A 24,908-nucleotide genomic window follows, 5' to 3' on the forward strand; every position below is an offset into this window, starting at 1 on the left:
ACGTCAGGAAGTCATCGTGTGAGCTTATTTACCCATCTTCACTTCGCTGACCCACTTATTGATCAGCGCCTTACGGACGTCTGTTGAGCCGTATTTATCCATGTCGTAGTTGATAAGCTTCAGGTCGTCGAGTTTCAGCGAGTTCGGCGAGGTTTCGGCGGTGGTGTTGGTCAGGATCTGATAGGACTTACCTTTCTTCCATGCCAGTTCCTGTGCGTCTTTCGACAGTACCCAGTCGACGAACAGTTTGGCATTGTCGAGGTTGCGTGCCCCTTTCAGGATGCTGACGCCGCCGATCTCATAGCCAGTACCTTCACACGGAGAAATCAGCTCCAGCGGCGCGCCCTGTTCTTTTTCCAGCGAGTAGTCGTGCAGGAAGCCGATGCCGATGGCCGTTTCACCGCGGGCGGCGTTACGCGCCGGGGCAATACCGGATTTGGTGTACTGCGAGACGTTGGCGTTCAGCTGTTTCAGGTAATCAAAGGCCTGATCTTCCCCCCACAGCTGGGCAAACGTCGCCAGCGCGGTGTAGGCAGTGCCGGAGCTTTGCGGGTCGGCAATCTGAATTTCGCCTTTGTATTCCGGTTTGGTCAGATCTTTCCAGCATTTCGGCACCGGCAGATTTTTCTCTTTCAGGCGCTGGGTGTTGACGCCGAAACCGAGGATCCCCACGTAGACCGCCGACGAGAGGTTGCCCTTCACTTTCGCCGGATCGCGGAATTTCTCCATCACCTGTTCCAGGTTCGGGGATTTGTACGGCTGCAGCAGACCCATTTCACCGGCCTGCGACTGCGGGTCCAGCGTGCCGCCGTACCAGACGTCAGCCTGTGGGTTTTTCTTCTCGGCATCGACCTTCGCCAGCGTGCTGCCGGAGCCGTTACGGATAAACGACGTTTTCACGTCATATTTATCGCCAAAGGCTTTGGTTTCTGCTTCGCACATCTCGTTGGTGGCGCTGCAATAGACCACCAGACGACCTTTGGCGTGCGCCGCGCCCGATAAGGTCGCCAGCGCAACGGCGGAGGCAATCAGAGTAGAGGTAAGGGTCATTTTCATTGTTTTATCCTTTGACTGAGAGTGGTGGTGATGCCCGCCATCAGCAGCGGCATCAGCAGTAAACCCATAAGTACCGCGACGACCGAGAGCAAACTGAACATTCCCGACCAGCCGTAGCGTTCAATGACCAGCGACAGAGGCCAGCCCGCCAGCGCTGCCCCCAGATAGGCGAACAGGCCGAGAAAACCCGTGATTGAACCTGCCGCCGCTTTGTGTCCACATTCCACCGCCGCCAGGCCAATCAACATTTGTGGGCCAAAGACAAAAAAGCCCACCGTAAAGAAACAGACTGCCAGCAGGGCGTAATGATGAACCGGCGCCAACCATAGCGCGGCGACGGAGACCATCAGTCCCAACGTAAACAGCAAAATCATTGGCGCCCGCTGACCGCTAAACAGCAGGTCCGAACCCCAGCCGGCAAACAGCGCGCCGAGAAGACCGCCTACTTCAAACAGCATCACCGTGGCGTTGGCGCTGAGCAGGTTGACGCCGTGACTTTCCGTCAGCCAGATGTTGCCCCAGTCGTTGAGGGCAATGCGGATCAGATAGACCAGCACATACGAAACGCCCAACAGCCAGATCATCGGGTTTTTCAGCATCGTGGTACGCAGCATTTGCCACAGCCCCATCGGCGGACTTTGCTGCTCCTGGCGCAATTCCAGCGGATCGTTACGCCAGTTGCCGACGGACGGTAACCCCTCTTCCTGGGGCGTGCCCTTTAGTTGCAGCGTTAACCAGATTCCCAGAGCCATGCTGATTATCCCTGGCATCAGCATCGCGGCCTGCCAGCCCCACCAGTGAGCGGCGAAGGCGCTGATTAGCGGGATAATCGCCCCGCCAATGTTGATAGACATATTCCAGCAGCCCCACCAGAAGCCGCGTTCGTTGCGCGAGTACCAGTGGGTCAGCAGGCGAGCGCAGGGGGGCCATCCCCAGCCCTGAAAAAATCCGTTGAGCGTCCAGACCGCCAGCAGTAGCGTCAGCGACTCACCAAAGGCAAACACCACGTTCAGCAGGCCGGTGGCGAACAGGCCTACGCCCATAAACCCACGCTGTCCGTGGCTGTCATGCCATAGTCCGGCGGTAAATTTCGACAGGCCGTAGGTCAGATAAAACAGGGAACCCAGTAGCCCAATGTCGCTTTTATCCAGCCCGAGATCGGTTTGCAGCGCTGGCAGCACGTAGTTCACGCTTTTACGCGTCAGATAAAACGCGGCGTAACCGATGACCATGCACATCAGCAGTCGCGGACGCAGCGTGCGGTACCGTTGATTGATTTCAGATGCTGCGCCTGCGTGCATAGCCGTCTCCGTTTTGCTGACTATAAGAAAGAGAAATCAAAAGGGGATGAGAGAAAGTCCGGAGTGACTAGGACTTTTTCCTGGTCAGAAGGCGATTTGTTGCAAATTTGTGGGCAAGTTAACACTTACCCGCGTACCGTGCCGCGACTCCAGCGCCAGTTCGCCCCCGAGGGCGCTGACCCGCTCGCGCATCCCCTGAATGCCAAAACCGGCCATTTTGTCGGCACTGATCCCCACACCGTTGTCGGTCACGTCCAGATGCAGCACATCTCCCTGCTGACGCAGGACAATCCGCACCTCGCTGGCTCTGGCGTGTTTACAGACGTTGTTGAGCAACTCCTGTAACAACCGGTAGAGAGTGAAGCGCACCGTTTCATTTTCGGGCGTGGCGGTGAGTTGATAATCAAACTGGCAGCGAATACCGCGCTCTGTAAAGGCAAACTCGTTGAGCAGATGGAGCAACGCCTCTTTGAACGACAGTTCGTCCAGCGCGGGGGGGCGAAGCTGGCGCAACAACTGGCGGGTAGAGTGGTGGATCCGTCGGGCGAGATCGTTGATCTGGCTGGCGGCGGCCTGGGCTTGCGCCGGATCGTGCGCCCGTTTCACCAGCTGCGACTGGATCTGAATGGCGGTGATGTTCTGTCCAATCTCGTCATGCAGCTCGCGCGCCAGGCTCTTGCGCGTATCTTCTTCGGTATGCACCAGCTTCTCGGCCAGCGCCCGCCGCGCCGCCAGTTCCGCCTCCAGGCGCTGGCGGTAATGGTGCAGGTTTTGCGCCAGATGTTGCTGACGACTGATAGCGATCCCCAGACCAATGCCGAGCAGCGACTGCGTCGCGAGAAAGATCTCCAGTTCAACCAGGTTGCTGAACCCCACGCCGACCTGGCGGGCGATGGTGATCATCATGCTGCCCAGCAGCCCTGAGAGCACGCCGCCCTGCCAGCCGAACTTCCACGCCATGACTACATTGGGCAGAAACACCACGATCAGCAGCAGGCGCTCAATCTCTGGCGACAGCACCATCTGGGTACCAATGCCAATGATAAAAAACAGACTGCACCAGATGATTAACGAGGTACGCAACGGCGGATTATTGGTGTCCAGCCCCAGCAGGTGATAGCGATGCTGCTGGCGCAGAAACTCGAAGATCAGATAGACAAACGGCGTCAGCAGTACCCCACCGGTAAATGACGCCAGGCCGAGCAGCATCGCCGGACTTTTGACAAACGGTGACAGCAGGGCGGCGTTGAGCAATGAGGCCGCCGTTACCGTGGCCAGCAGCAGCGTCAGCCGCTGCCAGTAAAGGGGGAAACGGTACCAGAAGGTCTGCGCGAGACTGGCAGGGATCACGCTGATGAGCGGCGTGGCCAGCAGAATATAGCCATTGAGCAGTTGCTCACTGTGCAGCCAGAGCAGCATCAGCATCGGCGGCAGCACCAGCGCGGGCCAATAGCGGCGTGAAAGCAGGATCAACAGCGCCAGATAGACACCGTGCGGCAGGAACAGCGCCGCCTGCTGGCCGTTATGGGTCAGATAAAAACCGAGCGTCCACAGCATCAGCCAGCCGGTGCCCCATGCCAGCACAATAAACAGCGAGATGACGGCGTGGCGGAGGTTGCGTGACATCAATGTCCCGCCAGCAGTTGGTGGTCGAGGGCGAAATGGACCAGCTCAATGGTGCTGTGGCAGTTCAGTTTGCCCAGCACGTTGGCACGATGGACATGCACCGTTTTATGGCTGAGATCGAGTTTAAAGGCGATTTCCTTAACGCTGTCGCCTTTGATCAGTAAATCAAACACTTCCCGTTCGCGCGGGGTCAGTTCCGCCAGCACGGGTGATGATGGCTCGCCGCCGCGCAACGCCCGCAGCGCATCGGCGCAGAGATAATGCCCGCCCAGGCCAACGGAACGAACGGCCTGCACTAACTCTTCCGGCCCGCAGCGTTTGGTCAGATAGCCGCTGGCACCCGCATCCAGCGCGCTCTGCACGAAGGTCGGCGTGTCATAGATACTGAGAATAATGGCGCGAAACTGCGGCCTCTGTGCCCGCAAGCGTTTCAGTAAGCTCAGACCGTTTTCGTCCGGCATGGCGATATCCATCACCGCAACGTTAACGTCGTCGCGCAGTAAAGCAGGCCAGGCTTCCGCTGCGCTGCTGAACTGGCCTGCGACGTCGAGGTCTTCTTCGAGACTGAGTAATTGCGCAAAGCCAGAACGCACCACCACATGGTCGTCCACCAGCACCACACGTATCATGATTTTGCTCTCTTGCCGGATAATGACTCTATGATGCCTGGCGCCGCTGCGCTGGCAATCAATCAGGTACAGTTATGGAATGAATGTAACAAAATGGCAATATTTGGGGGCGCAGGGGGCAGGCGTTTTCATGTCACTTCATCAAAGGGTTTCGTTCGCCTTGTGTTCATTGTTTCTTTGGAACTCACTCACCCGCGAACGTGTTAAGGGCGTTCTCCGCCACGCCCTTAACAATCCCGGCTCCCGGCGAGGAAAATCGCCACGTTGTGGTCCATTCGCCTTATGCCGTCTGCCTTTCGGGTCGGTGCCGAGCCTGCATCCCTGCAGGCCGTCCCCTCCGCCCGCTTCCCTGCGGGCGGACCCGGTCAGCCGTCAACGGCTCATCGATTTTCACGCCGGACCAACGGCATCGCTTCGATTCTCTGCCTTTCAGGAAAATTCATTTCGCTGTAAAAAAAGCAAACCGCAGAGAGGGACAGGTGTGGATGGGGCCGGCTGAAAATTGCCGACGCGTTTCCGTAAGGCCGGGAGAACCCGCAAGGATGCGGGTTCAGGGCGCGCGAAGCAGGGATGCTGAGTCGTGCCCGGCCCGGTAGCCTGAAGGAATAAGCGGAGGGTATCGCGAAGCGACAATTTTCCTGCCGGGAGCCAGGATTGTTAAGGAGGCGGCGACGAGCCTCCTTAACACGTTCGCGGGAAATTTACGTCCAGAGAATCACGGTTCGTAGGGCGAACGGAACCCTTTGATGAAGTGACATGAAAACACCTGACCCACGGTAAGAAACATAAGACGAACGGAACACTTCCCAGAAACGACATGACGCATGTCAACAGCCCATGCCGGATGGCGCTACGCTTATCCGGCCTACGACACTACATCTGTCTCAACATGCGCAAAATCGCTAACCATTCCCGCTTTTTTTCTAAAAACGCTTTGTTCTTAGCAAGAATTTTTAATTCCTTTATCAAATCCGACCGCAACGAAATACTGCCTCCATAACAAGACAAGGGAGCAGACAATATGGCACGTTCATCGCGTAATACACTTCTTGCCGCACTGGCATTCATCACCTTTCAGGCGCAGGCGGTGAACGTCACCGTCGCGTATCAAACCTCCGCCGAGCCAGCGAAAGTGGCGCAGGCGGATAACACCTTCGCCAAAGAGAGCGGGGCTACCGTCGACTGGCGTAAATTCGACAGCGGCGCGAGCATTGTGCGCGCCCTGGCCTCCGGCGATGTGCAGATCGGCAATCTCGGCTCCAGTCCGCTGGCGGTTGCCGCCAGTCAGCAGGTGCCGATCGAGGTTTTCCTGCTGGCATCAAAACTTGGTAACTCCGAAGCGCTGGTGGTGAAGAAAAGTATCAGCAAACCCGAGGACCTGATCGGCAAACGCATCGCCGTGCCGTTTATCTCCACCACCCACTACAGCCTGTTGGCGGCACTGAAACACTGGGGGATCAAACCCGGTCAGGTGGAGATTGTGAACCTGCAGCCGCCGGCGATTATCGCCGCCTGGCAGCACGGGGATATTGACGGGGCTTATGTCTGGGCTCCCGCTGTTAACGCTCTGGAAAAAGACGGCAAGGTGCTGACCGACTCGGAAAAAGTTGGCGAGTGGGGAGCTCCAACCCTTGATGTGTGGGTGGTGCGCAAAGACTTTGCCGAGAAGCATCCGGAGGTGGTGAAAGCCTTCGCGAAAAGCGCCATCGACGCGCAGCAGCCCTATATTGCGAATCCCGACGAATGGCTGAAACAGCCGGAGAACATCAGCAAGCTGTCGCGCCTGAGCGGCGTGCCGGAAGCCGATGTGCCGGGGCTGGTGAAAGGTAATACCTATCTCACACCTCAGCAGCAGACGGCTGAACTGACCGGCCCGGTGAACAAAGCGATTATCGACACCGCGCAGTTTCTGAAAGAGCAGGGCAAGGTGCCTGCGGTGGCAAGCGATTACAGCCAGTACGTCACCGATCGCTTCGTGCAATAAAGGAGGCGCTGATGCTGCAACTCTCTCATCTGTATGCCGATTACGGCGGTAAACCGGCGCTGGAAGATATTAATCTGACGCTCGACAGCGGTGAACTGCTGGTGGTATTGGGGCCGTCGGGATGTGGCAAAACGACGCTATTGAACCTGATTGCCGGATTTGTGCCGTATCAGCACGGCAGTATTCAACTGGCAGGTAAACGCGTCGACGGACCGGGGGCGGAGCGCGGCGTGGTGTTTCAGCATGAAGGGCTGCTGCCGTGGCGCAACGTGCAGGATAACGTCGCGTTGGGCTTGCAACTGGCCGGCATCGGGAAAGCGCAGCGTGTCAGCATCGCGCAGGAAATGTTGAAAAAAGTGGGGCTGGAGGGGGCGGGAAAACGTTTTATCTGGCAGCTTTCCGGCGGTCAGCGCCAGCGCGTTGGTATTGCCCGCGCGCTGGCGGCGAATCCGCAGCTGTTGTTACTGGATGAACCTTTTGGCGCGCTGGATGCCTTTACCCGCGAACAGATGCAAACCCTGCTGCTGAAACTCTGGCATGAGACCGGCAAGCAGGTGCTGCTGATTACGCATGATATTGAAGAAGCGGTGTTTATGGCGACCGAACTCGTGCTGCTGTCCCCAGGACCTGGCCGGGTACTGGAGCGTTTGCCGCTGACCTTTGCCCGCCGTTTTGTGGCAGGTGAAGCGAGCCGCAGCATTAAGTCCGATCCACAGTTTATCGCGACCCGCGAATACGTCTTAAGCCGTGTCTTTGAACAACGGGAGGCCTTCTCATGAGTGTGGTGATCAACGACAAACCGCGCCAACGGCCGCTGAAGTGGCGCTGGCCGTTCTCGCGCCAGATAACCCTGAGCCTTGCGACGCTGACGGTGATTCTGGCGGTGTGGTGGACGGTTGCGGCGCTGCAACTGATAAGCCCCCTGTTTTTGCCGCCGCCGGACCAGGTGCTGCAAAAGCTTATCACCATCGCCGGACCGCAAGGATTTATGGATGCCACGCTGTGGCAGCATTTGGCCGCCAGTCTGACCCGCATCGTGCTGGCGCTGCTGGCCGCGGTGGCTTTCGGCATTCCGGTCGGGATTGCGATGGGGCTCAGCCCGACGCTACGCGGCATTCTCGATCCGATAATTGAGCTTTATCGTCCGGTACCCCCGCTGGCCTATTTGCCGTTGATGGTGATCTGGTTCGGGATTGGTGAAACGTCCAAGATCCTGCTGATCTACCTGGCAATTTTTGCCCCGGTCGCGATGTCTGCGCTGGCCGGCGTGAAGAGCGCCCAGCAGGTGCGGATCCGCGCCGCCCGATCGCTGGGCGCGAGCCGGGCGCAGGTGCTGTGGCTGGTTATCCTGCCGGGCGCGCTGCCGGAGATCCTCACAGGATTACGCATTGGACTCGGTGTGGGCTGGTCAACGCTGGTGGCGGCGGAGCTGATTGCGGCAACGAGAGGGTTAGGCTTTATGGTGCAGTCGGCCGGTGAGTTTCTGGCGACCGATGTGGTACTGGCAGGGATCGCGGTGATTGCGATTATCGCTTTTATTTTAGAACTGGGTCTGCGCGCGCTTCAGCGCCGCCTGACGCCCTGGCATGGAGAAGTCCAATGAGTGAACGTCTGAGCATTACCCCGCTGGGGCCGTACATCGGCGCGCAGATCGCGGGGGCGGATTTGACCCGTCCGCTGAGCGACAATCAGTTTGAGCAGCTTTACCATGCGGTACTGCGACATCAGGTGGTGTTCCTGCGCGAACAGGCTATCACGCCACAGCAGCAGCGCGCGCTGGCTCAGCGCTTTGGCGATCTGCACATTCATCCGGTCTATCCCCATGCCGAAGGCGTGGAGGAGATTATCGTGCTGGATACGCACAACGATAATCCACCGGATAACGATAACTGGCACACCGATGTCACCTTTATTGAGACACCGCCTGCCGGGGCGATCCTGGCGGCAAAGGCGTTACCGTCAACCGGCGGCGATACGTTATGGACCAGCGGCATTGCGGCGTATGAGGCGCTGTCGGAACCGTTTCGCCAACTGTTGAGCGGTCTGCGGGCGGAACATGACTTCCGTAAATCCTTCCAGGAATACAAGTACCGTAAGACAGAAGAGGAGCATCAGCGCTGGCGTGAAGCGGTGGCGAAGCATCCGCCGCTGTTGCATCCGGTGGTTCGAACCCATCCGGTGAGTGGTAAGCAGGCGCTGTTTGTCAACGAAGGTTTCACCACACGCATTGTCGATGTGACGGAAAAAGAAAGTGAGGCGCTGCTCGGCTTCCTGTTTGCGCATATTACGAAACCAGAGTTTCAGGTGCGCTGGCGCTGGCAGCCAAATGACGTGGCTATCTGGGATAACCGCGTGACGCAGCATTATGCAAATGCGGATTACCTGCCACAGCGGCGCATCATGCACCGGGCGACGATCCTGGGGGACAAACCTTATTTTCGCGCGGGCTGATTGCCTGATGGCGCTTTGCTTATCAGGCCTGTGAAATTGTAGCGTTGATTGCCTGATGGCGCTTTGCTTATCAGGCCTACGAAATTGTAGCGCTGATTGCCTGATGGCGCTTTGCTTATCAGGCCTGTGAAACGGTAGGGCTGATTGCCTGATGGTGCTTTGCTTATCAGACTTACGAACTGTAGGCCGGGTAAGGCGAAGCCGCCACCCGGCAAAAATCACAGGTGCTCACCAATATAGCGCTGATAGCGGTTAGCCTTCAGATACGTTAAATCCACCAGCACCAGACCATCTACACAGTGGTTAAAATCCGGATCGCTGCCGAAATCGATAAACTGCACGCCGCCGGGTTCGCAGAGCTCTGAGTATTGTTTATAGAGCGGTGGAATGCCGCAGCCGAGATTGCCCAGCAGCGACTTCAGCCGCGTCAGATCGTCGTGATAATCGTTGCCCGCAAACTGTGCCAGCACATCTGGCAGCGAAGCGGGATACGGCTGGCGCGAAACGGCCAGCGGATGCGTCGGCGGGAACCATAGTCGATAGAAGGCCACCAGCAGATCGCGCGCATCCGGCGGCAATCCCCCGGAGATAGACACCGGCCCGAACAGGTAACGATACTGCGGGTTACGTGCCAGCCAGGCACCGATTCCGGACCAGAGATAATCCAGCCCGCGACGTCCCCAATAGCGCGGCTGAATAAAGCTGCGTCCCAGTTCAATACCGTACTGCATGATGTCCGACATCCGCTCGTCGTAATCAAACAGACTGTGGCTGTAGAGTCCCTCCAGCCCCTGCTTTTTCTGCTGCTGCGCACAGGGAATGAACCGGTAAGCACCGACGATCTCAAGGTCTTCCTCGTCCCATAAGATCAGATGCAGATAGTCATCATCGTAGCGATCGATATCCCTGCGTTTGCCGCTACCCTCACCAACGGCGCGAAAAGCGATTTCACGCAGTCGCCCCAACTCGCGCAGGATCGTCGCTTCCTCCTGCCCGTTGCGCTGCCAGAGGTAAATCTGCTTGCCATCGGCGGTTTGCCCCAGACATTCCGTTCGTGCCAGTTCGCGTTTCAGTCGGGCTCTGTTTTCCGGTGGGGCGATCGTCGATTCGGTGCGAAAAACGCCAGGTCGGCCTTTGCCCAACGCAATTACATGCTTTCGACACTTTTCCGCCTGTTCGCGAACGTTGCTTTTGCTCGCGGACCACTGTGTCCAGGCAATCTGTTGACCGATGCGTACGGGCAGCGTGCTATCGCGACGGCGAAACATTTGCTGCATTAACAGCAGCAGCGTGGCGCTGGAAGAAACCAGCCCGCAGGCATAGAACAGCGGACTGTTGTAAGCCTGGATATGCACCGGTAGCAGCGGCGTCCGGTACTTTTCCGCCATGCGGATAAACCCGGAATGCCAGCGGCGCTCGGCGATCCCTTGCAGCGTCAGCCGTGAGACTTCACCCGCCGGGAAGAAAACCAGCGCGCCGCCAGCCTGCAGGTGGCTATCCATTTGCTGTAACGACGATTTCGGCGTCCGTCCCTGAATATTGTCTACCGGGATGAACAGCGAGCGCAGGGGTTCCAGATGAGAAAGCAGTCGGTTGGTCACCACTTTGATATCACGACGCACGCGGGAGAGGGCATAGATGAGCGCCAGTCCGTCCAGCGCGCCGGTGGGGTGGTTGGCGATAATCACCAGGGGGCCATTTTCGGGGATGTTTTCGATGTGATGCTCGGGGATTTCACAGCGTATTTGCAGATGCTCCAGGACCTGCTCCACCATATCGACGCCTTTCAGATGACGGTGGCGGGCGGCAAACTGCTGGAACTCTTTTTCATACAATACGCGCTGAAGCATCTTTTTTTGCCAGGGCGCGGTCCTCGCCTCAGGCCAAAGGTCGTTGAGTACGTTATCGAGACTAAACATAGCCGCATCTCCTTCTGTTCTGTGCTGACAGTAGAAGCGGCAAGTGTCGCTTGTATGACGTTTGGGTGACGTTTTGGGGAAGGGCCGGATGGCGAGACCATCCGGCAAGGTAACGGAAAAATTAACGCAGGAGTTTCTTCTCTGCCAGATCCAGCGCGAAGTAGCTGAAGATCAGATCCGCGCCAGCGCGTTTGATGGCACCTAAACTTTCCAGAACCACTTTTTCTTCATCAATGGCGCCCGCCATGGCGGCAAATTTGATCATCGCGTACTCGCCGCTGACCTGATACGCGCCGAGCGGCAGTTCCGTGCGCTCGCGGATATCACGCAGCACGTCCAGATAGGCACCCGCCGGTTTTACCATCAGGCAGTCCGCGCCCTGCGCTTCATCAAGCAGCGATTCACGAATCGCTTCACGACGGTTCATCGGGTTCATCTGATAGGTTTTGCGATCGCCTTTCAGCGCGGTGCCTGCCGCTTCACGGAACGGACCATAGAACGAAGAGGCAAATTTGGTGGAGTAGGACATGATGGCCGTGTCGGTAAAGCCTGCCGCATCCAGCGCCTGACGAATCGCCTGCACCTGTCCATCCATTGCGGCGGAAGGGGCGATGAAGTCTGCGCCTGCTGCTGCTGCGACAACGGCTTGCTTACCGAGGTTTGCCAGTGTTGCATCGTTATCCACGCCGTGCTCGCAGAGCACGCCGCAGTGACCGTGGGAGGTATATTCGCAGAAGCAGGTATCTGACATCACGATCATTTCCGGTACGGTCTGCTTGCAAATGCGCGACATCCGCGCCACCAGACCGTCTTCCTTCCAGGCGTCGCTACCGGTGTCATCAGTATGGTGAGAGATGCCAAAGGTCATGATGGAGCGGATGCCGGCGTTGGCAATACGTTCGATCTCGCGCGCCAGGTGTTTCTCCGGGATGCGCATGACGCCGGGCATGGCCTCAATTGCTTTGTAGTCGTCGAGTTCTTCTTCAACAAAGATCGGCAACACCAGATCGTTCAAGCTGAGTGTTGTCTCTTCAAACATGGCGCGCAGCGCTGCAGATTTGCGCAGACGGCGAGGGCGATGGATTAAGTCTGTCATGAGATGCCTGATGTTTGTGAAATTGAAGGCCATAGTATACCTGAAGCCGTGTGCGAGTGTTTTACGAAAATGGGCCTTATGATTTTGTTTTATTGATAAATAAATGGGATGACCTGGCAATTTTTTGATATGAATAGCTAGATATTTATATTTTGATATTTTATTCATTTTTTTTGTTTATTTGAAATATCTATTTATTTAAATGTGCTGGCATTTAAATTTATTGAGTGTTTATTTATTAATTATTGTTATCTATCGCTGTGTTAAGTATTGATTTACTATATGAGTTCTACTTTTATTTTTAATCTACTGCATTGATTTATATGGTTTTATGTGTTTTTCAATTAAGCGTTTTCCTGGTTTTTATTATTGTCCGGTTTCGGACTGAAGGGAAAGAATAATTGAACCTTTCACTGGAGACACCGCATAATCCTCCTTGCGAAACATAATGTTTTCTATGCATTGATATTTGATGGATCAACACTATTACGTCCCTGAGGAGGGATGACAAATGCACTCCTGGAAAAAGAAACTTGTAGTCTCACAATTAGCATTAGCCTGCACTTTGGCAATCACTTCTCAGGCGAATGCTTCAACGGATATTTCTGGCAAGACTTACACCACATTTGACCACTATAACGATGCGACGAACCCCGATGGTGTGTACTACGATGGTTACGTCGGCTGGAATAACTACGGCACCGACAGCGTGTATAACGGAGATATCTATCCGGTAATCAATAACGCAACCGTAAACGGTGTGATTTCAACTTACTATCTGGATGATGGTCTTTCTACCAACACCAATAGCAACAGTCTGACGATTAAAAACAGCACTGTACACGGAATGATTACGTCTGAGTGCATGACGAGCGAATGTGCTGATGGTCGTGATACGGGCTATGTTTACGATCGTCTGGCGCTCACCGTTGATAACTCAACGATCGACGATAACTACGAACATTATACCTACAACGGTACCAATACTGACGGCACCGCAGATACGCACGTTGTTGATGTCTACAACATGGGCACCGCGATCACCCTGGATCAGGAAGTTGACCTGTCTATCACTAACAACTCTCACGTGGCAGGCATTACGCTGACTCAGGGTTACGAGTGGAGTGATGTTGACGACAACACCGTTAGCACGGGCGTAAACAGCAATGAAGTGTTCAATAACACCATTACGGTGAAGGACTCTACCGTGACCTCTGGTTCATGGTCAGATGAAGGGACTTCAGGCTGGTTTGGCAATAACGGTAACGCAAGCGACTACAGCAATACTGCGACGGCTGATGACGTTGCGATTTCCGCCATTGCGAATCCGTCTGCAGATAATGCAATGCAGACGACGGTTAATCTCAGTAATTCGACCCTGATGGGCGATGTGGTTTTCTCCAGCAACTTCGATGAAAACTTCTTCCCGAACGGCGCGGACAGCTATCGTGATACCGACTCTGCTGTCGATACTAACGGCTGGGATGGTACTGACCGCATGGATGTTACCCTGAATAACGGTAGCAAATGGGTTGGTGCGGCGATGTCTGTGCATCAGGTGGACACCGATGGTGACGGCGTTTACGACGGTGTTGCAGCGGGTACCGATGCTACCGCTACGTTGATCGACATTACCGCGAATAGCCTGTGGCCATCGTCTACCTATGGTATTGACAATGGCGACACCGCTTATGATGAAGATGGCCACGTTGTTGGCAACGAGGTTTATCAAAGCGGCCTGTTCAATGTTACGCTGAACGGCGGTTCTGAGTGGGATACCACTAAAGCCTCTCTGATTGATACTCTGAGCATCAACAGCGGTTCTGTGGTGAATGTTGCCGATTCTTCACTGGTTTCTGACACCATTGCGTTGACCGGTGGCGCAGCGCTGAACATCAGCGAGGACGGTCATGTGGCAACGGATACTCTGACTGTCGACAACAGTACTGTCACCATCGCTGATGATGTGGCTGCAGGCTGGAGCGTAGGTGATGCTGCACTGTATGCCAACACCATTAAGGTCACAAATGACGGTGTTCTGGATGTCGGTAACAGTGCGGACTATGCGCTGCAGACGGATACCCTGAATCTGACCAGCACGACCGATACGAATGGCAATGTGCATGCCGGTGTATTTGATATTCACAGTAACAACTATGTGCTGGATGCCGATCTGACCAACGATCGTACCGCAGACACCACGAAGTCTAACTATGGTTACGGTGTGATCGCCATGAATTCCGATGGTCACCTGACCATTAACGGTAACGGTGATGCATACAGCGCTGACCAGTCTGAAGTGGACAATGCGGGCGACAATGTTGCTGCGGCAACCGGCAACTACAAAGTGCGTATCAACAACGCCACCGGTGAAGGCGCTATCGCAGATTACAAAGACAAAGAGCTGATCTACGTTAACGATAAGAACAGCACCGCTACCTTCTCTGCCGCGAACAAAGCAGACCTGGGCGCGTACACCTATCAGGCCCAGCAGCAGGGCAACACCGTTGTTATGCAACAGATGGAGTTGACCGACTACGCTAACATGGCGTTGAGCATTCCGTCTGCGAATACCAATACCTGGAACCTGGAGCAAGATACGGTTGGGACGCGTCTGACCAACTCTCGTCATGGTCTGGCGGATAACGGCGGCGCATGGGTCAGTTACTTTGGCGGCAACTTCAACGGCGATAACGGCACCATTAACTACGATCAGGATGTCAACGGCATCATGGTGGGTGTGGATACCAAAGTTGATGGTAATAACGCGAAGTGGATTGTCGGTGCAGCGGCGGGCTTCGCGAAAGGCGACATGAGCGACCATACCGGTCAAGTGGATCAGGACAGCCAGTCTGCCTACCTCTACTCTTCAGCTCGCTTTGCCAATGACATCTTTGTAGATGGCAACCTGAGCTACTCTCACTTTAACAACGATCTGTCTGCCAATATGAGCGACGGTCAGTATGTTGATGGCAGCACCTCTGCGGATGCGTGGGGCTTCGGTCTGAAACTGGGTTACGACTGGAAAGTGGGTGATGCGGGTTATGTTACTCCATACGGCAGCGTGTCTGGCTTGTTCCAGTCTGACGATGGTTATCGCCTGAGCAACAACATGCAGGCTGATGGTCAGTCTTACGACAGCATGCGCTATGAACTGGGTGTAGATACCGGTTATACCTTCACCTACAGCCAGGATCAGGCGCTGACGCCTTACTTCAAACTGGCCTATGTGTATGACGATGCGAACAACAATGCTGATGTCAACGGCGACTCTATCGACAACGGCACCGAAGGTTCAGCGGTTCGTGTTGGTCTGGGTACGCAGTTCAGCTTTACCAAGAACTTCAGTGCCTATACCGATGCGAACTACCTCGGTGGTGGCGATGTTGATCAGAATTGGGCGGCCAACGCGGGCGTTAAATATACCTGGTAATCATTCCCTTACGGAAATGGATATAGCGTAGTTAATCTAAAAAATGCCCGTCAAGGATTTGACGGGCATTAATGCAAGGAACGCGCAGATGTTATCTCTGAATAAACCGTTAAAAGAATTTGGTCAGCTCGATAAGTCCTTGTCTAAATATGGCACCCGTTTTTCATATGCTAATGAAAAGCATCTTCTTTATTCCACGGAAAAGAACCCTGATACGACATTAGTGATTCTGGAAGGGATTATCTCGTTAAGACGTAATGAACATATTCTGGTTGGTATTGGGCAGGCTCCTTTCATTATGGGACTGACCAATGGGGTGATGAAAAATGATGTTCAGTACGATCTCGTTAGCGAGGGGATATGTTCGGGATATCACCTCTCTTCCTCACAAACCGTTGCAATTATTGAAGAATGCCAGTTGTGGCGTGAAGCATTCTACTGGTTGACATGGCAGAACCGTATGATGGAACAACGAGATTGGCAGTTAATCGGTAAAAACTCTTATGAACAGATCCGTTCGACACTGATTTCAATGATTGAATGGGAGGACGGATTACGTTCCCGCATTGGCGTCATGAATTATATTCACCAGCGCACATGCATTTCTCGTTCCGTGGTGGCTGAGGTGTTGGCTGCATTGCGTAAAGGCGGCTATATCGAAATGAATAAAGGCAAACTGATGGGTATCAACCGTTTGCCTTCTGAATATTGATTAAGATGCCGGAACCACGCGCGGTGTATTTTCGCTCAGTTCGACGACCAGATCGTTAATACCGTTACTCATATTGGTAAAACGGGTGAGCGGAGAGCGAGTGACGACGACAAACGCGCCCACATTTTTTTGCGGAATCATCGCCATATAGGTGATGAACCCACCGCCACCGCCGGTCTTTTGAATAATTCCCGGGCGTCCATTCTTCGGTGCCATATAGACCCAGCCTAATCCCAACGCATCGGCTTTGCCGGGAACATCCATGCCCGTTACCCGCGTTAACTGCGCGCGCTGATAAATCAGCGTCTGCATTCTGTCGGCCTGATTACTGCGCTGGTAAAAATCAGAGGACAGATACTGCTGCATCCAGCGCATCATGTCACCCGGCGTTGAGTAAACGCCGCCGCTGCCGATGGCTGCCAGCGTGTTATTACACGGGCTGGCCCCTTTTTCCGCTACCATCAGACGTTTGCACTGATCGGGAGAAGGGGTATAGGTGGTGTCTTTCATGCCCAGCGGGCGGGTGATCTTCTCTTCAAACAGTTGGGTATAAGGTTTGCCGGAGGCATTTGCCAGCGCATCGGCCAACAGATCGAACGCCAGGTTGGAATAGGCCGCCTGCGACCCCGGTGCGGCTTTCAGGGTCGCGGTGGAGAGGTAACTCCAGCGTTGCTCCCGCGTCGGCCAGACAAACACCGGACGCTTTGCCGCGCCGCCAGGTTGTTCACGGGGCAGCGCGCTGGTGTGCGTCGCCAGATTGACCAGCGTGATCGGTTTTCCCTCATATGACGGTACGCGCGCGCCGACGGGGGCATACTTACTCAGCGGATCGTCCAGTTTAACCGTACCCTGATCGAGCAGTTTCACCAGCATTTCACTGGTCATCAGCTTGGTGAGTGACGCAATACGAATGACCGAATCCAGTTGTGGGCGCACGTTATTGCCCGGTCGGGTTTCGCCGAAACTGCGAAAGACGCGCTGGTTGCCGTCGATCACGACGAGCGCCATCCCCGTCGCACCGCTGCCATAAAAAATATGATCGGCATAACGCTCGACAATATCAGACGCAAAAACTGGGTCGGCGACAGGTTGAGCCGCCTGGACTGAGGTCAATGACGCCGCACACAGCGCGGCAGAAAAAAGCAGACTACGTTTCAACGGTGATGTCCATGAATGAGATGAAGTGAAAACCTTTACACGAAATCATTCGGGATGCTTCGAGGCGGCAAGCGAGTAAATCTCCAGCAGCATAGTAAACTATGTGACTGGGGGTTATGAGCATTGCCAACAAAGAGACAGCCTGAAGGATGATGTGTATGCGTATTTATACTACGCAACGGCACATTGCAAAGCGCTAATTAGAGCAAGGATAGTGAGAAAAACGTAACGGCACGTAAACGCGCCATTTTTGCCGCGAAAGAAAGTCCGCTTTTGTGATCCTGGGCGTGCAATAATCTTTCATTACCACTCTTTGATGGGGCTGACGATGTCTGAAAAACGGGTTGTGATGGTTGTTGATATGCAAATCGGCGTGTTTGCCACGCCGCGTATTCGCCGGGAAGCGTGCGTGGAACGCATTAATCAGCTCACGCAGGCGGCAGATCTCACGATTTTTATTCAGCATACCGAGGCGGGAGGGCTGGAAGAGGGGAGTGTGGGGTTCGCACTGCTGCCAGAACTGAACACGCCAGCGAATGCAAAATATGTCACGAAAACCGCGTGCGATTCCTTTTACAAAACGGCCCTCGAACAGTTACTGCACGATGAGGCGATTTCGCACTTTGTCATCTGCGGCTGTGCGACGGACTATTGCGTCGATACCACCATCAGAAACGGTGCCAGTCGGGGTTATCGTATTACGGTTGCGGAAGATGCCCATACCACCGCCCATCGTCCGGCCGCACCGGCCCAGACGCTGATTGCGCACCATAATGATGTCTGGCGCAATCTGATCGTACCGGACAATCCGGTGTGGGTGAAACCCGTCGAAACAATTATTCAGGACTGGAAAACGAACTAAGCGCCACCATGTTGGTCACAATGGGCGGTTTCGCCTGTTGTGACCGTTTATTTTCAACCCGCGCGGTGGAAAAACACAGCAGTTGTCATAACGATAAGAAGTTAGCAGGAGAGCATCATGTTTAAGTCTTTTTTCCCAAAGCCGGGTCCTTTTTTCCTTTCGGCTTTTATTTGGGCATTAGTTGCGGTTATTTTCTGGCAGGCTGGAGGGGGTGACTGGATTGCACGACTGACTGGCGCCGCAGGCACTGTACCTATTAGCGCTGCCCGCTTCTGGTCGCTGAGCTACCTGATTTTTTATGCCTACTATGTGCTTTGTGTCGGGTTATTTGCGCTGTTCTGGTTTCTCTACAGTCCGCATCGCTGGCAGTACTGGTCGATTCTTGGCACCTCGCTGATTATCTTTGTCACCTGGTTTCTGGTTGAAGTGGGGGTGGCCGTCAACGCCTGGTACGCGCCGTTCTACGATCTGATCCAGACCGCCCTCAGCGCGCCGCATAAAGTCACCATGAGCCAGTTCTATAACGAACTGGGGATCTTCCTTGGCATCGCGCTGATTGCCGTGGTGATTAGCGTGCTGAACAACTTTTTTGTCAGCCACTATGTGTTCCGCTGGCGTACGGCGATGAACGAATATTACATGGCGCAGTGGCAGCATCTGCGCCATATCGAGGGGGCAGCGCAGCGTGTGCAGGAAGACACCATGCGTTTTGCTTCAACGCTGGAAAGCATGGGCGTGGGCTTTATCAATGCCATCATGACGCTGATCGCCTTCCTGCCGGTGCTGGTTGCGCTTTCTCCGCACGTGCCTGAGCTGCCGATTGTCGGCCATGTGCCTTACGGCCTGGTGATTGCGGCGATCGTCTGGTCGCTGATGGGCACCGGTATGCTGGCGGCGGTCGGGTTCAAACTTCCGGGGCTGGAATTTAAAAATCAGCGAGTGGAAGCGGCCTATCGTAAAGAGCTGGTATACGGGGAAGACGATGCCAACCGCGCCACCCCGCCGACGGTTCGTGAGCTGTTCAGTGCGGTGCGCCAGAACTATTTCCGCCTCTATTTTCACTACATGTATTTTAATATCGCGCGCATTCTCTACCTGCAGGTGGACAACGTTTTCGGTTTGTTCCTGCTGTTTCCGTCGATTGTTGCCGGTACGATTACCCTGGGTCTGATGACGCAAATTAACAACGTCTTTAGCCAGGTGCGGGGCGCGTTCCAGTACCTGATCAACTCGTGGACGACGCTGGTCGAACTGATGTCTATCTATAAACGTCTGCGCAGCTTTGAGCGCGAACTGGACGAGCAGGATATTCAGGCTGTCACCCACACTCTTGGTTAACAAAAGGAAACGTTATGTCGGCGGTGTCTCGTCTTTTCCCATTGTCATTGCTGGCCGGGCTGGTGCTGGCCGGATGTAGCAGTCAGCCCTCGCAACCGCTGAAGAAAGGCGAGAAACCGGTAGACGTCGCGAGCGTGGTGCGCCAGAAAATGCCGGCCAGCGTGAAGGATCGGGACGGCTGGGCGCAGGATATTGCCAAAACCTTTGAAAGCCAGAAGCTGGCGCCCACGGTGGAAAATATCTGTTCGGTGCTGGCGGTCGCGCAGCAGGAGTCCAACTATCAGGCCGATCCGGCCGTTCCGGGATTGAGCAAAATTGCCTGGCGGGAAATAGACCGACGAGCCGAGCGGATGCACATCCCGGTTTTCCTCGTGCATACCGCGCTGAAAATCACGTCCCCGAACGGGAAAAGCTACAGCGAGCGGCTGGATACGGTAAAAACGGAAAAACAGCTCAGTGCCATTTTTGATGATTTTATCAATATGGTGCCAATGGGGCAGACGCTGTTTGGTTCACTCAATCCGGTACACACCGGCGGCCCGATGCAGGTCAGCATTGCGTTTGCCGAGCAGCACAGCAAAGGGTATCCGTGGAAAATGGAGGGAACGGTACGCCAGGAAGTGTTCAGCCGTCGCGGTGGACTCTGGTTCGGAACCTATCATCTGCTCAATTACCCGGCCAACTACAGCGCGCCGATTTTCCGCTTTGCCGACTTTAACGCCGGATGGTATGCCAGTCGTAACGCCGCATTTCAGAATGCGGTCAGTAAAGCCAGCGGCGTCAAACTGGCGCTGGATGGTGATCTGATTGCTTACGGCAGTAAAGAAGCCGGTAAAACGGAGCTGGCGGTGCGTAAACTGGCGGGCAAACTGAGTCTCAGTGAGAGCGAGATCCGCCGGCAGCTGGAGAAAGGCGACAGTCTCGCATTTGAAGAAACGGCGCTTTACGAAAACGTGTTTAAGCTTGCTGAGACAAAAACGGGGAAAGCGTTACCGCGTGAAATGCTGCCAGGTATTCAGCTGGAAAGCCCGAAAATCACCCGTAATCTCACCACGGCCTGGTTTGCAAAACGGGTCGACGATCGTCGGGCGACGTGTATGGGGCAGTAATCGCCGGGCCATTACTGGCGGCGGTAGCGCCAGCGCAGGATGGCGGCGATGACACCGAAAATCAGACTGCCGACCAGAAACGGCACCAGACCAAAGATGGTCCCGACGCCCAGCCCAATCTCCACGCGCGGGCGTCCCGTCTCTTGTACCTGCATCAGGTGCTCATATACGCCCGGTGCATGAACCAGCAGGTTCAGGATCTGCGCCCCGACCCAAAAACAGAACAGAACAAACACGGCGTAAGCAATGTTGCCTGGCGTAGAGGCGGTTTCTCGATGTTTCCCGTTAAACAAGGATTTTGAGAGAGTGAAATCAGCCATAAATGACCTCCGCGAGTAATTCTGCATCTCTGACACCATGCCAGTAACTTACCGTGAGTCTGACAGGTCATCGCGTTTGTCAATATCAGAATGATGGTAATTTCAGTCTGGGATGAATCCTGGATTGCAGATTCTTGTTGGTTGTCACAAATTGGTTACCTTAAATTAAATTTTGCAACATTTAAGAAATTCCGCATACGACACAGACCGGTTTCCCGTAATATGCAATGATGCTTTTTTTCGCTCGGGAGTTGCCATGAACCTGCCTGTAAAAATACGCCGTGACTGGCATTACTATGCCTTTGCTATCGGACTGATTTTCATTCTGAACGGTGTTGTTGGGCTGCTGGGCTTTGAAGCCAAAGGCTGGCAAACCTATGCCGTGGGTCTGGTGACCTGGGTCATCAGCTTCTGGTTGGCAGGATTGATTATTCGTCGTCGCGTGGAGGATGAAGCGGCATAAGCCTGATGAGTAAAGTCGCCATCAGGCTTACCGGGACAGCGCTGATTACATCGTCGTTTTCAGCGCATTATCTGCAGCGTGGCGTTCCAGCGCCAGTTCGATCAAACGGGTGATCAAATCGGTGTAACCTAAACCGCTGGCCTGCCAGAGTTTCGGATACATACTGATGTTGGTAAAACCTGGCAGGGTGTTGATCTCATTAATCACCACCTCATTATCGGCAGTTAAGAAGACATCGACGCGCGCCATGCCGGCACAGCCCAGCGTCTGATACGCCTGAATGGCAATCTCACGGATTTTGTCGTTGATCTGAGGCTCAATCGCCGCAGGGACCACCACTTTCGCGCCGTTATCATCAATGTATTTGGTGTCGTAGGCATAGAAATCACTGTTGAGCACGATCTCGCCACAGGTGCTGGCCTGCGGATGATCGTTGCCCAATACCGCGCACTCGATCTCACGCCCTTTGATCCCTTGTTCTACCACCACTTTGTGATCGAACTCGAACGCCAGAGCGACAGCCTGCGCGTACTGCGCTTCGCTGGTGACCTTACTGACGCCGACGGACGATCCCTGATTAGCCGGCTTAACGAACAGCGGCAGACCAAGACGGGCTTCCACCTCTGCAAAACTTATCGTATTGCGGTTGGCGCGCGTCAGCGTAATAAACGGCGCGATACTCAGTCCGGCATCCCGCAACAAACGTTTGGTGACGTCTTTATCCATGCACGCCGCAGAGCCCAGTACGTCGGAACCGACGAAGGGCAGATTCGCCACGCGCAGCATCCCCTGTAATGAACCATCTTCACCCAGCGTGCCGTGCACAATCGGGAAAATCACGTCCACGGTTGGCAGCGGCTGGCCATTCTGCGCATCAATCAACTGCTGCTCGTGTCTGCCTGGAACCTGTGCCAGGCTGGTCGCAGAAGGACGCAGCGCAATATGCGCCGGATCGTTTGCATTGAGCAGGTAATTGTTGGCATCGCTGACGTGCCACTGCCCTTGTTTATCAATGCCTAACAACACGACATCAAAGCGGGTCTTGTCGATGGCATCGACAATATTTTTTGCCGATTGCAATGACACTTCATGTTCCGCTGATTTACCACCAAATACGATTCCTACCCGCAACTTTGCCATCTTAAACCCATTCCCCCGAACGCAAAGCGTATACATTACCACGACAAAACGAGGGATTCGCGGGCTTCTGCCATAATGTTAGGGAGAATTGCACGGGAGGGTGCGTGAAAGGAAAAGGCTGGCTGTTGATGATGCTTCTGGGCGTGGCGTGCGGCGTGGGATATCGCTATCTGCCGTCTTATTACAACCCGCTCACCCCTCTTGAGTTATCTGACCCGCCAAACTGGCTCACTCAATTTAAGCTTAAGCGTCTGACGCCAGCGCGTTGCCAGGCGCTGTTGCTGCAGGCAAACCAGCAGAAGCTGATTACGTCACAGCCCGTGGCCGACAGTACCGGCGAATGCCCCTTAACCGACGTGGTACGGGTGCGGGATTTCGGCGCCGTCAAACTGAGCAGCAGCTTCCTTGCTTCCTGTTCGTTAGCGCTGAGTTCTGCGCTGTATGTCGGGCAACAGGCTGTGCCGTTGACGGAACGTCTGATGATGAGCCGACTGACCCGGATCGAGCATCTCGGCAGCTTCGCCTGTCGTAATATTTACCATCGCCCTGACGCGCGTCGTAGCGAGCACGCCAGCGCGCAGGCCCTGGATATCAGCGGTTTTAGCCTTGCCGACGGCCGGCACTTCACCGTTCTGCGCGGCTGGAAGCAGGAGGAAAGCGCACCGTGGCTGCGGGCACTGCTCAGCGTGAGCTGTCAGTACTATGGCAACGGCTTAGGACCGGACTACAACGCCGCCCACGCCAACCATTTTCATCTGGGAATGCGGGGAGTTGGCCTCTGTCGCTAAGCATAAAGCCCTGTGGTTTGTTGGGTTTTAATGTGATGTATTTCACAAAAATGGTGAACGGGAAGATAAAATAGTAAATTGCGCGACAGCGCACCTCTGGATCCCCTGACAGACGCGGAGATTGTTAAACTAACCGGCGTTTTCTGCTATTTATCACGATGAGCGTTTATGGAATCCTGGAAAGTTAATCTCATTTCCGTCTGGTTCGGCTGCTTTTTTACCGGTCTGGCAATCAGTCAAATCCTGCCATTTTTGCCGCTGTATATTTCGCAGCTCGGGGTGACCTCCCATGAAGCGCTCTCGATGTGGTCTGGTCTGACTTTCAGTGTCACATTCTTAATCTCCGCGATAGTCTCTCCGCTCTGGGGGAGCCTGGCAGACCGCAAAGGTCGCAAGCTGATGCTGCTGCGCGCTTCGCTTGGCATGGCCATTGCGATACTGCTGCAAGCCTTTGCCACCAACGTCTGGCAGCTTTTTCTGCTGCGCGGCATCATGGGCTTAACGTCCGGTTATATTCCAAATGCGATGGCGCTGGTGGCGTCTCAGGTGCCTCGTGAACGTAGCGGATGGGCACTCAGTACTCTGGCGACTGCGCAAATCAGCGGTGTGATTGGCGGCCCGCTGATGGGCGGTTTTATTGCCGATCATGTGGGCTTACGCCCGGTCTTTTTTATCACCGCAATACTGCTGGTCGTCAGCTTTCTGGTCACCCTCTTTTTGATTAAAGAAGGTGTCCGCCCGACGCTGAAAAAGAGCGAGCGGTTGAGCGGGAAAGCCGTATTTGCTTCTCTGCCATATCCGGCGTTGGTTGTCAGTCTGTTTTTCACCACGCTGGTGATTCAGTTGTGCAATGGTTCAATCAGCCCGATTCTGGCGCTATTTATTAAGTCGATGGCCCCGGACAGTAACAATATTGCCTTTTTGAGTGGGTTAATCGCCTCGGTGCCTGGGGTGTCGGCACTGATTTCTGCGCCCCGGCTTGGTAAGCTTGGGGATCGCATCGGCACCGAAAGGATCCTGATGGCGACGCTGATTTGTGCGGTCGTGCTGTTCTTTGCCATGTCGTGGGTCACGACGCCTTTCCAGCTTGGGGTTTTACGTTTTCTGCTCGGTTTTGCCGATGGCGCAATGCTGCCTGCCGTCCAGACGCTGCTGGTCAAATACTCCAGCGACCAAATAACCGGGCGTATTTTTGGTTATAACCAATCGTTTATGTATCTTGGTAATGTCGCGGGTCCGCTAATGGGGGCAACGGTGTCGGCAATGGCGGGATTTCGTTGGGTATTTATTGCCACTGCGGTCATTGTGATGATTAACATTTGTCAGTTAGCCCTTGTCCTGCGCCAGCGGCGAAATATCCGTAAGCAGGTGTAAAACGATTAAAAAATGACTTAAGTAAAACTGGTCATTTTTTTTATCATAACTTTAACTTATGGCCGGGGGTGACTATTTTATTCATGACTTTTAATTTCGGGTTCTGTTTTTCTGCGAGAAACGTTTCGCTCACCGTATTCTGTGATTAT

Annotated in this window: 21 protein-coding genes; 12 read left to right on the plus strand and 9 right to left on the minus strand. The window is 54.6% G+C overall.

Annotated features, from left to right (window positions below; all coding sequences use genetic code 11):
- Window positions 1-24: 24 nt before the first annotated feature.
- Genes QQZ17_RS20315 through QQZ17_RS20330 form a run of 4 tightly spaced genes read right to left on the minus strand, consistent with a single transcriptional unit; the run spans window position 25 to window position 4,612 of the window.
- Window positions 25-1,056 (minus strand): ABC transporter substrate-binding protein, encoded by a 1,032-nt coding sequence (locus tag QQZ17_RS20315; RefSeq protein WP_152405713.1) that lies wholly within the window; start codon window positions 1,054-1,056, stop codon window positions 25-27.
- Window positions 1,053-2,381: an MFS transporter family glucose-6-phosphate receptor UhpC gene (uhpC, locus tag QQZ17_RS20320; RefSeq protein ID WP_284554162.1), complete on the minus strand. Its 1,329-nt coding sequence runs from the start codon at window positions 2,379-2,381 to the stop codon at window positions 1,053-1,055. The genes QQZ17_RS20315 and uhpC overlap by 4 nt, the downstream gene beginning before the upstream one ends.
- Window positions 2,382-2,441: 60 nt before the next feature.
- Complete coding sequence (locus tag QQZ17_RS20325) at window positions 2,442-3,983, minus strand: MASE1 domain-containing sensor histidine kinase (protein WP_152405711.1); 1,542 nt, start codon at window positions 3,981-3,983, stop codon at window positions 2,442-2,444.
- Window positions 3,983-4,612 carry a response regulator transcription factor gene (locus QQZ17_RS20330; protein ID WP_152405710.1) on the minus strand — a complete coding sequence of 210 codons (630 nt, stop codon included), beginning with the start codon at window positions 4,610-4,612 and terminating at the stop codon, window positions 3,983-3,985. Before QQZ17_RS20330 ends, QQZ17_RS20325 begins: the two co-directional genes overlap by 1 nt.
- 1,021 nt (window positions 4,613-5,633) lie before the next feature.
- Here QQZ17_RS20330 and tauA point away from each other — a divergent pair.
- The 4 genes from tauA to tauD are packed head-to-tail and all read left to right on the plus strand — an operon-like array spanning window position 5,634 to window position 9,047.
- The gene (gene tauA, locus QQZ17_RS20335) at window positions 5,634-6,596 is read left to right on the plus strand and encodes a taurine ABC transporter substrate-binding protein (protein ID WP_152405708.1); all 963 of its coding nucleotides are present in this window, start codon (window positions 5,634-5,636) and stop codon (window positions 6,594-6,596) included.
- An 11-nt stretch (window positions 6,597-6,607) separates the two neighbouring features.
- Window positions 6,608-7,375: a taurine ABC transporter ATP-binding subunit gene (gene tauB, locus QQZ17_RS20340; RefSeq protein WP_152405707.1), complete on the plus strand. Its 768-nt coding sequence runs from the start codon at window positions 6,608-6,610 to the stop codon at window positions 7,373-7,375.
- Entirely contained in the window at window positions 7,372-8,199 is an 828-nt protein-coding gene (tauC, locus tag QQZ17_RS20345) for a taurine ABC transporter permease TauC (RefSeq protein WP_042324634.1), read from the plus strand. Before tauB ends, tauC begins: the two co-directional genes overlap by 4 nt.
- Complete coding sequence (tauD, locus tag QQZ17_RS20350; RefSeq protein ID WP_152405706.1) at window positions 8,196-9,047, plus strand: taurine dioxygenase; 852 nt, start codon at window positions 8,196-8,198, stop codon at window positions 9,045-9,047. The genes tauC and tauD overlap by 4 nt, the downstream gene beginning before the upstream one ends.
- A gap of 218 nt (window positions 9,048-9,265) precedes the next feature.
- Here tauD and QQZ17_RS20355 read toward each other — a convergent pair whose 3' ends face one another.
- Window positions 9,266-10,966, minus strand: a complete 1,701-nt coding sequence (locus QQZ17_RS20355; RefSeq protein ID WP_152405705.1) for a lysophospholipid acyltransferase family protein — start codon at window positions 10,964-10,966, stop codon at window positions 9,266-9,268.
- 121 nt (window positions 10,967-11,087) lie between these two features.
- Complete coding sequence (hemB, locus tag QQZ17_RS20360; protein ID WP_152405704.1) at window positions 11,088-12,062, minus strand: porphobilinogen synthase; 975 nt, start codon at window positions 12,060-12,062, stop codon at window positions 11,088-11,090.
- Window positions 12,063-12,573: 511 nt separating this feature from the next.
- Here hemB and ehaB point away from each other — a divergent pair.
- Both ehaB and iprA read left to right on the plus strand, forming a co-directional pair.
- Window positions 12,574-15,495: an autotransporter adhesin EhaB gene (gene ehaB / locus QQZ17_RS20365; RefSeq protein WP_152405703.1), complete on the plus strand. Its 2,922-nt coding sequence runs from the start codon at window positions 12,574-12,576 to the stop codon at window positions 15,493-15,495.
- Window positions 15,496-15,583: 88 nt separating this feature from the next.
- Window positions 15,584-16,207: a hydrogen peroxide resistance inhibitor IprA gene (gene iprA / locus QQZ17_RS20370; RefSeq protein WP_152405702.1), complete on the plus strand. Its 624-nt coding sequence runs from the start codon at window positions 15,584-15,586 to the stop codon at window positions 16,205-16,207.
- Here the strand turns inward: iprA and ampH are convergent, their stop codons facing one another.
- Entirely contained in the window at window positions 16,208-17,365 is a 1,158-nt protein-coding gene (gene ampH / locus QQZ17_RS20375) for a D-alanyl-D-alanine-carboxypeptidase/endopeptidase AmpH (RefSeq protein WP_152405701.1), read from the minus strand.
- Between the two features lie 328 nt (window positions 17,366-17,693).
- On the opposite strand from ampH, the gene QQZ17_RS20380 reads away from it, so the two are divergent.
- The 3 genes from QQZ17_RS20380 (at window position 17,694) to QQZ17_RS20390 (ending at window position 20,674) form a co-directional block, all read left to right on the plus strand.
- The gene (locus QQZ17_RS20380) at window positions 17,694-18,227 is read left to right on the plus strand and encodes an isochorismatase family protein (RefSeq protein ID WP_152405700.1); all 534 of its coding nucleotides are present in this window, start codon (window positions 17,694-17,696) and stop codon (window positions 18,225-18,227) included.
- Between the two features lie 117 nt (window positions 18,228-18,344).
- Window positions 18,345-19,565, plus strand: coding sequence for a peptide antibiotic transporter SbmA (gene sbmA / locus QQZ17_RS20385; RefSeq protein ID WP_152405699.1), 1,221 nt, complete (start codon window positions 18,345-18,347; stop codon window positions 19,563-19,565).
- Window positions 19,566-19,579: 14 nt separating this feature from the next.
- Window positions 19,580-20,674, plus strand: coding sequence for a DUF1615 domain-containing protein (locus QQZ17_RS20390; RefSeq protein ID WP_152405698.1), 1,095 nt, complete (start codon window positions 19,580-19,582; stop codon window positions 20,672-20,674).
- Window positions 20,675-20,685: 11 nt separating this feature from the next.
- Here QQZ17_RS20390 and QQZ17_RS20395 read toward each other — a convergent pair whose 3' ends face one another.
- Window positions 20,686-20,994 (minus strand): YaiY family protein, encoded by a 309-nt coding sequence (locus QQZ17_RS20395; protein ID WP_152405697.1) that lies wholly within the window; start codon window positions 20,992-20,994, stop codon window positions 20,686-20,688.
- 256 nt (window positions 20,995-21,250) lie between these two features.
- On the opposite strand from QQZ17_RS20395, the gene QQZ17_RS20400 reads away from it, so the two are divergent.
- The gene (locus QQZ17_RS20400) at window positions 21,251-21,457 is read left to right on the plus strand and encodes a DUF2754 family protein (protein ID WP_046476092.1); all 207 of its coding nucleotides are present in this window, start codon (window positions 21,251-21,253) and stop codon (window positions 21,455-21,457) included.
- 45 nt (window positions 21,458-21,502) lie between these two features.
- Here the strand turns inward: QQZ17_RS20400 and ddlA are convergent, their stop codons facing one another.
- Window positions 21,503-22,597, minus strand: a complete 1,095-nt coding sequence (gene ddlA, locus QQZ17_RS20405) for a D-alanine--D-alanine ligase (RefSeq protein ID WP_152405696.1) — start codon at window positions 22,595-22,597, stop codon at window positions 21,503-21,505.
- Between the two features lie 128 nt (window positions 22,598-22,725).
- Between ddlA and QQZ17_RS20410 the strand changes: the two genes are divergently transcribed.
- Window positions 22,726-23,385 (plus strand): extensin-like domain-containing protein, encoded by a 660-nt coding sequence (locus QQZ17_RS20410; RefSeq protein WP_152406386.1) that lies wholly within the window; start codon window positions 22,726-22,728, stop codon window positions 23,383-23,385.
- Between the two features lie 168 nt (window positions 23,386-23,553).
- Window positions 23,554-24,759: a multidrug efflux MFS transporter gene (locus QQZ17_RS20415; RefSeq protein WP_152405695.1), complete on the plus strand. Its 1,206-nt coding sequence runs from the start codon at window positions 23,554-23,556 to the stop codon at window positions 24,757-24,759.
- Window positions 24,760-24,908 lie beyond the last annotated feature (149 nt).

The sequence above is a fragment of the Citrobacter sp. T1.2D-1 genome (assembly GCF_950098555.1).
In the GTDB taxonomy this organism is placed as follows: Bacteria; Pseudomonadota; Gammaproteobacteria; order Enterobacterales; family Enterobacteriaceae; genus Citrobacter_A; species Citrobacter_A telavivensis.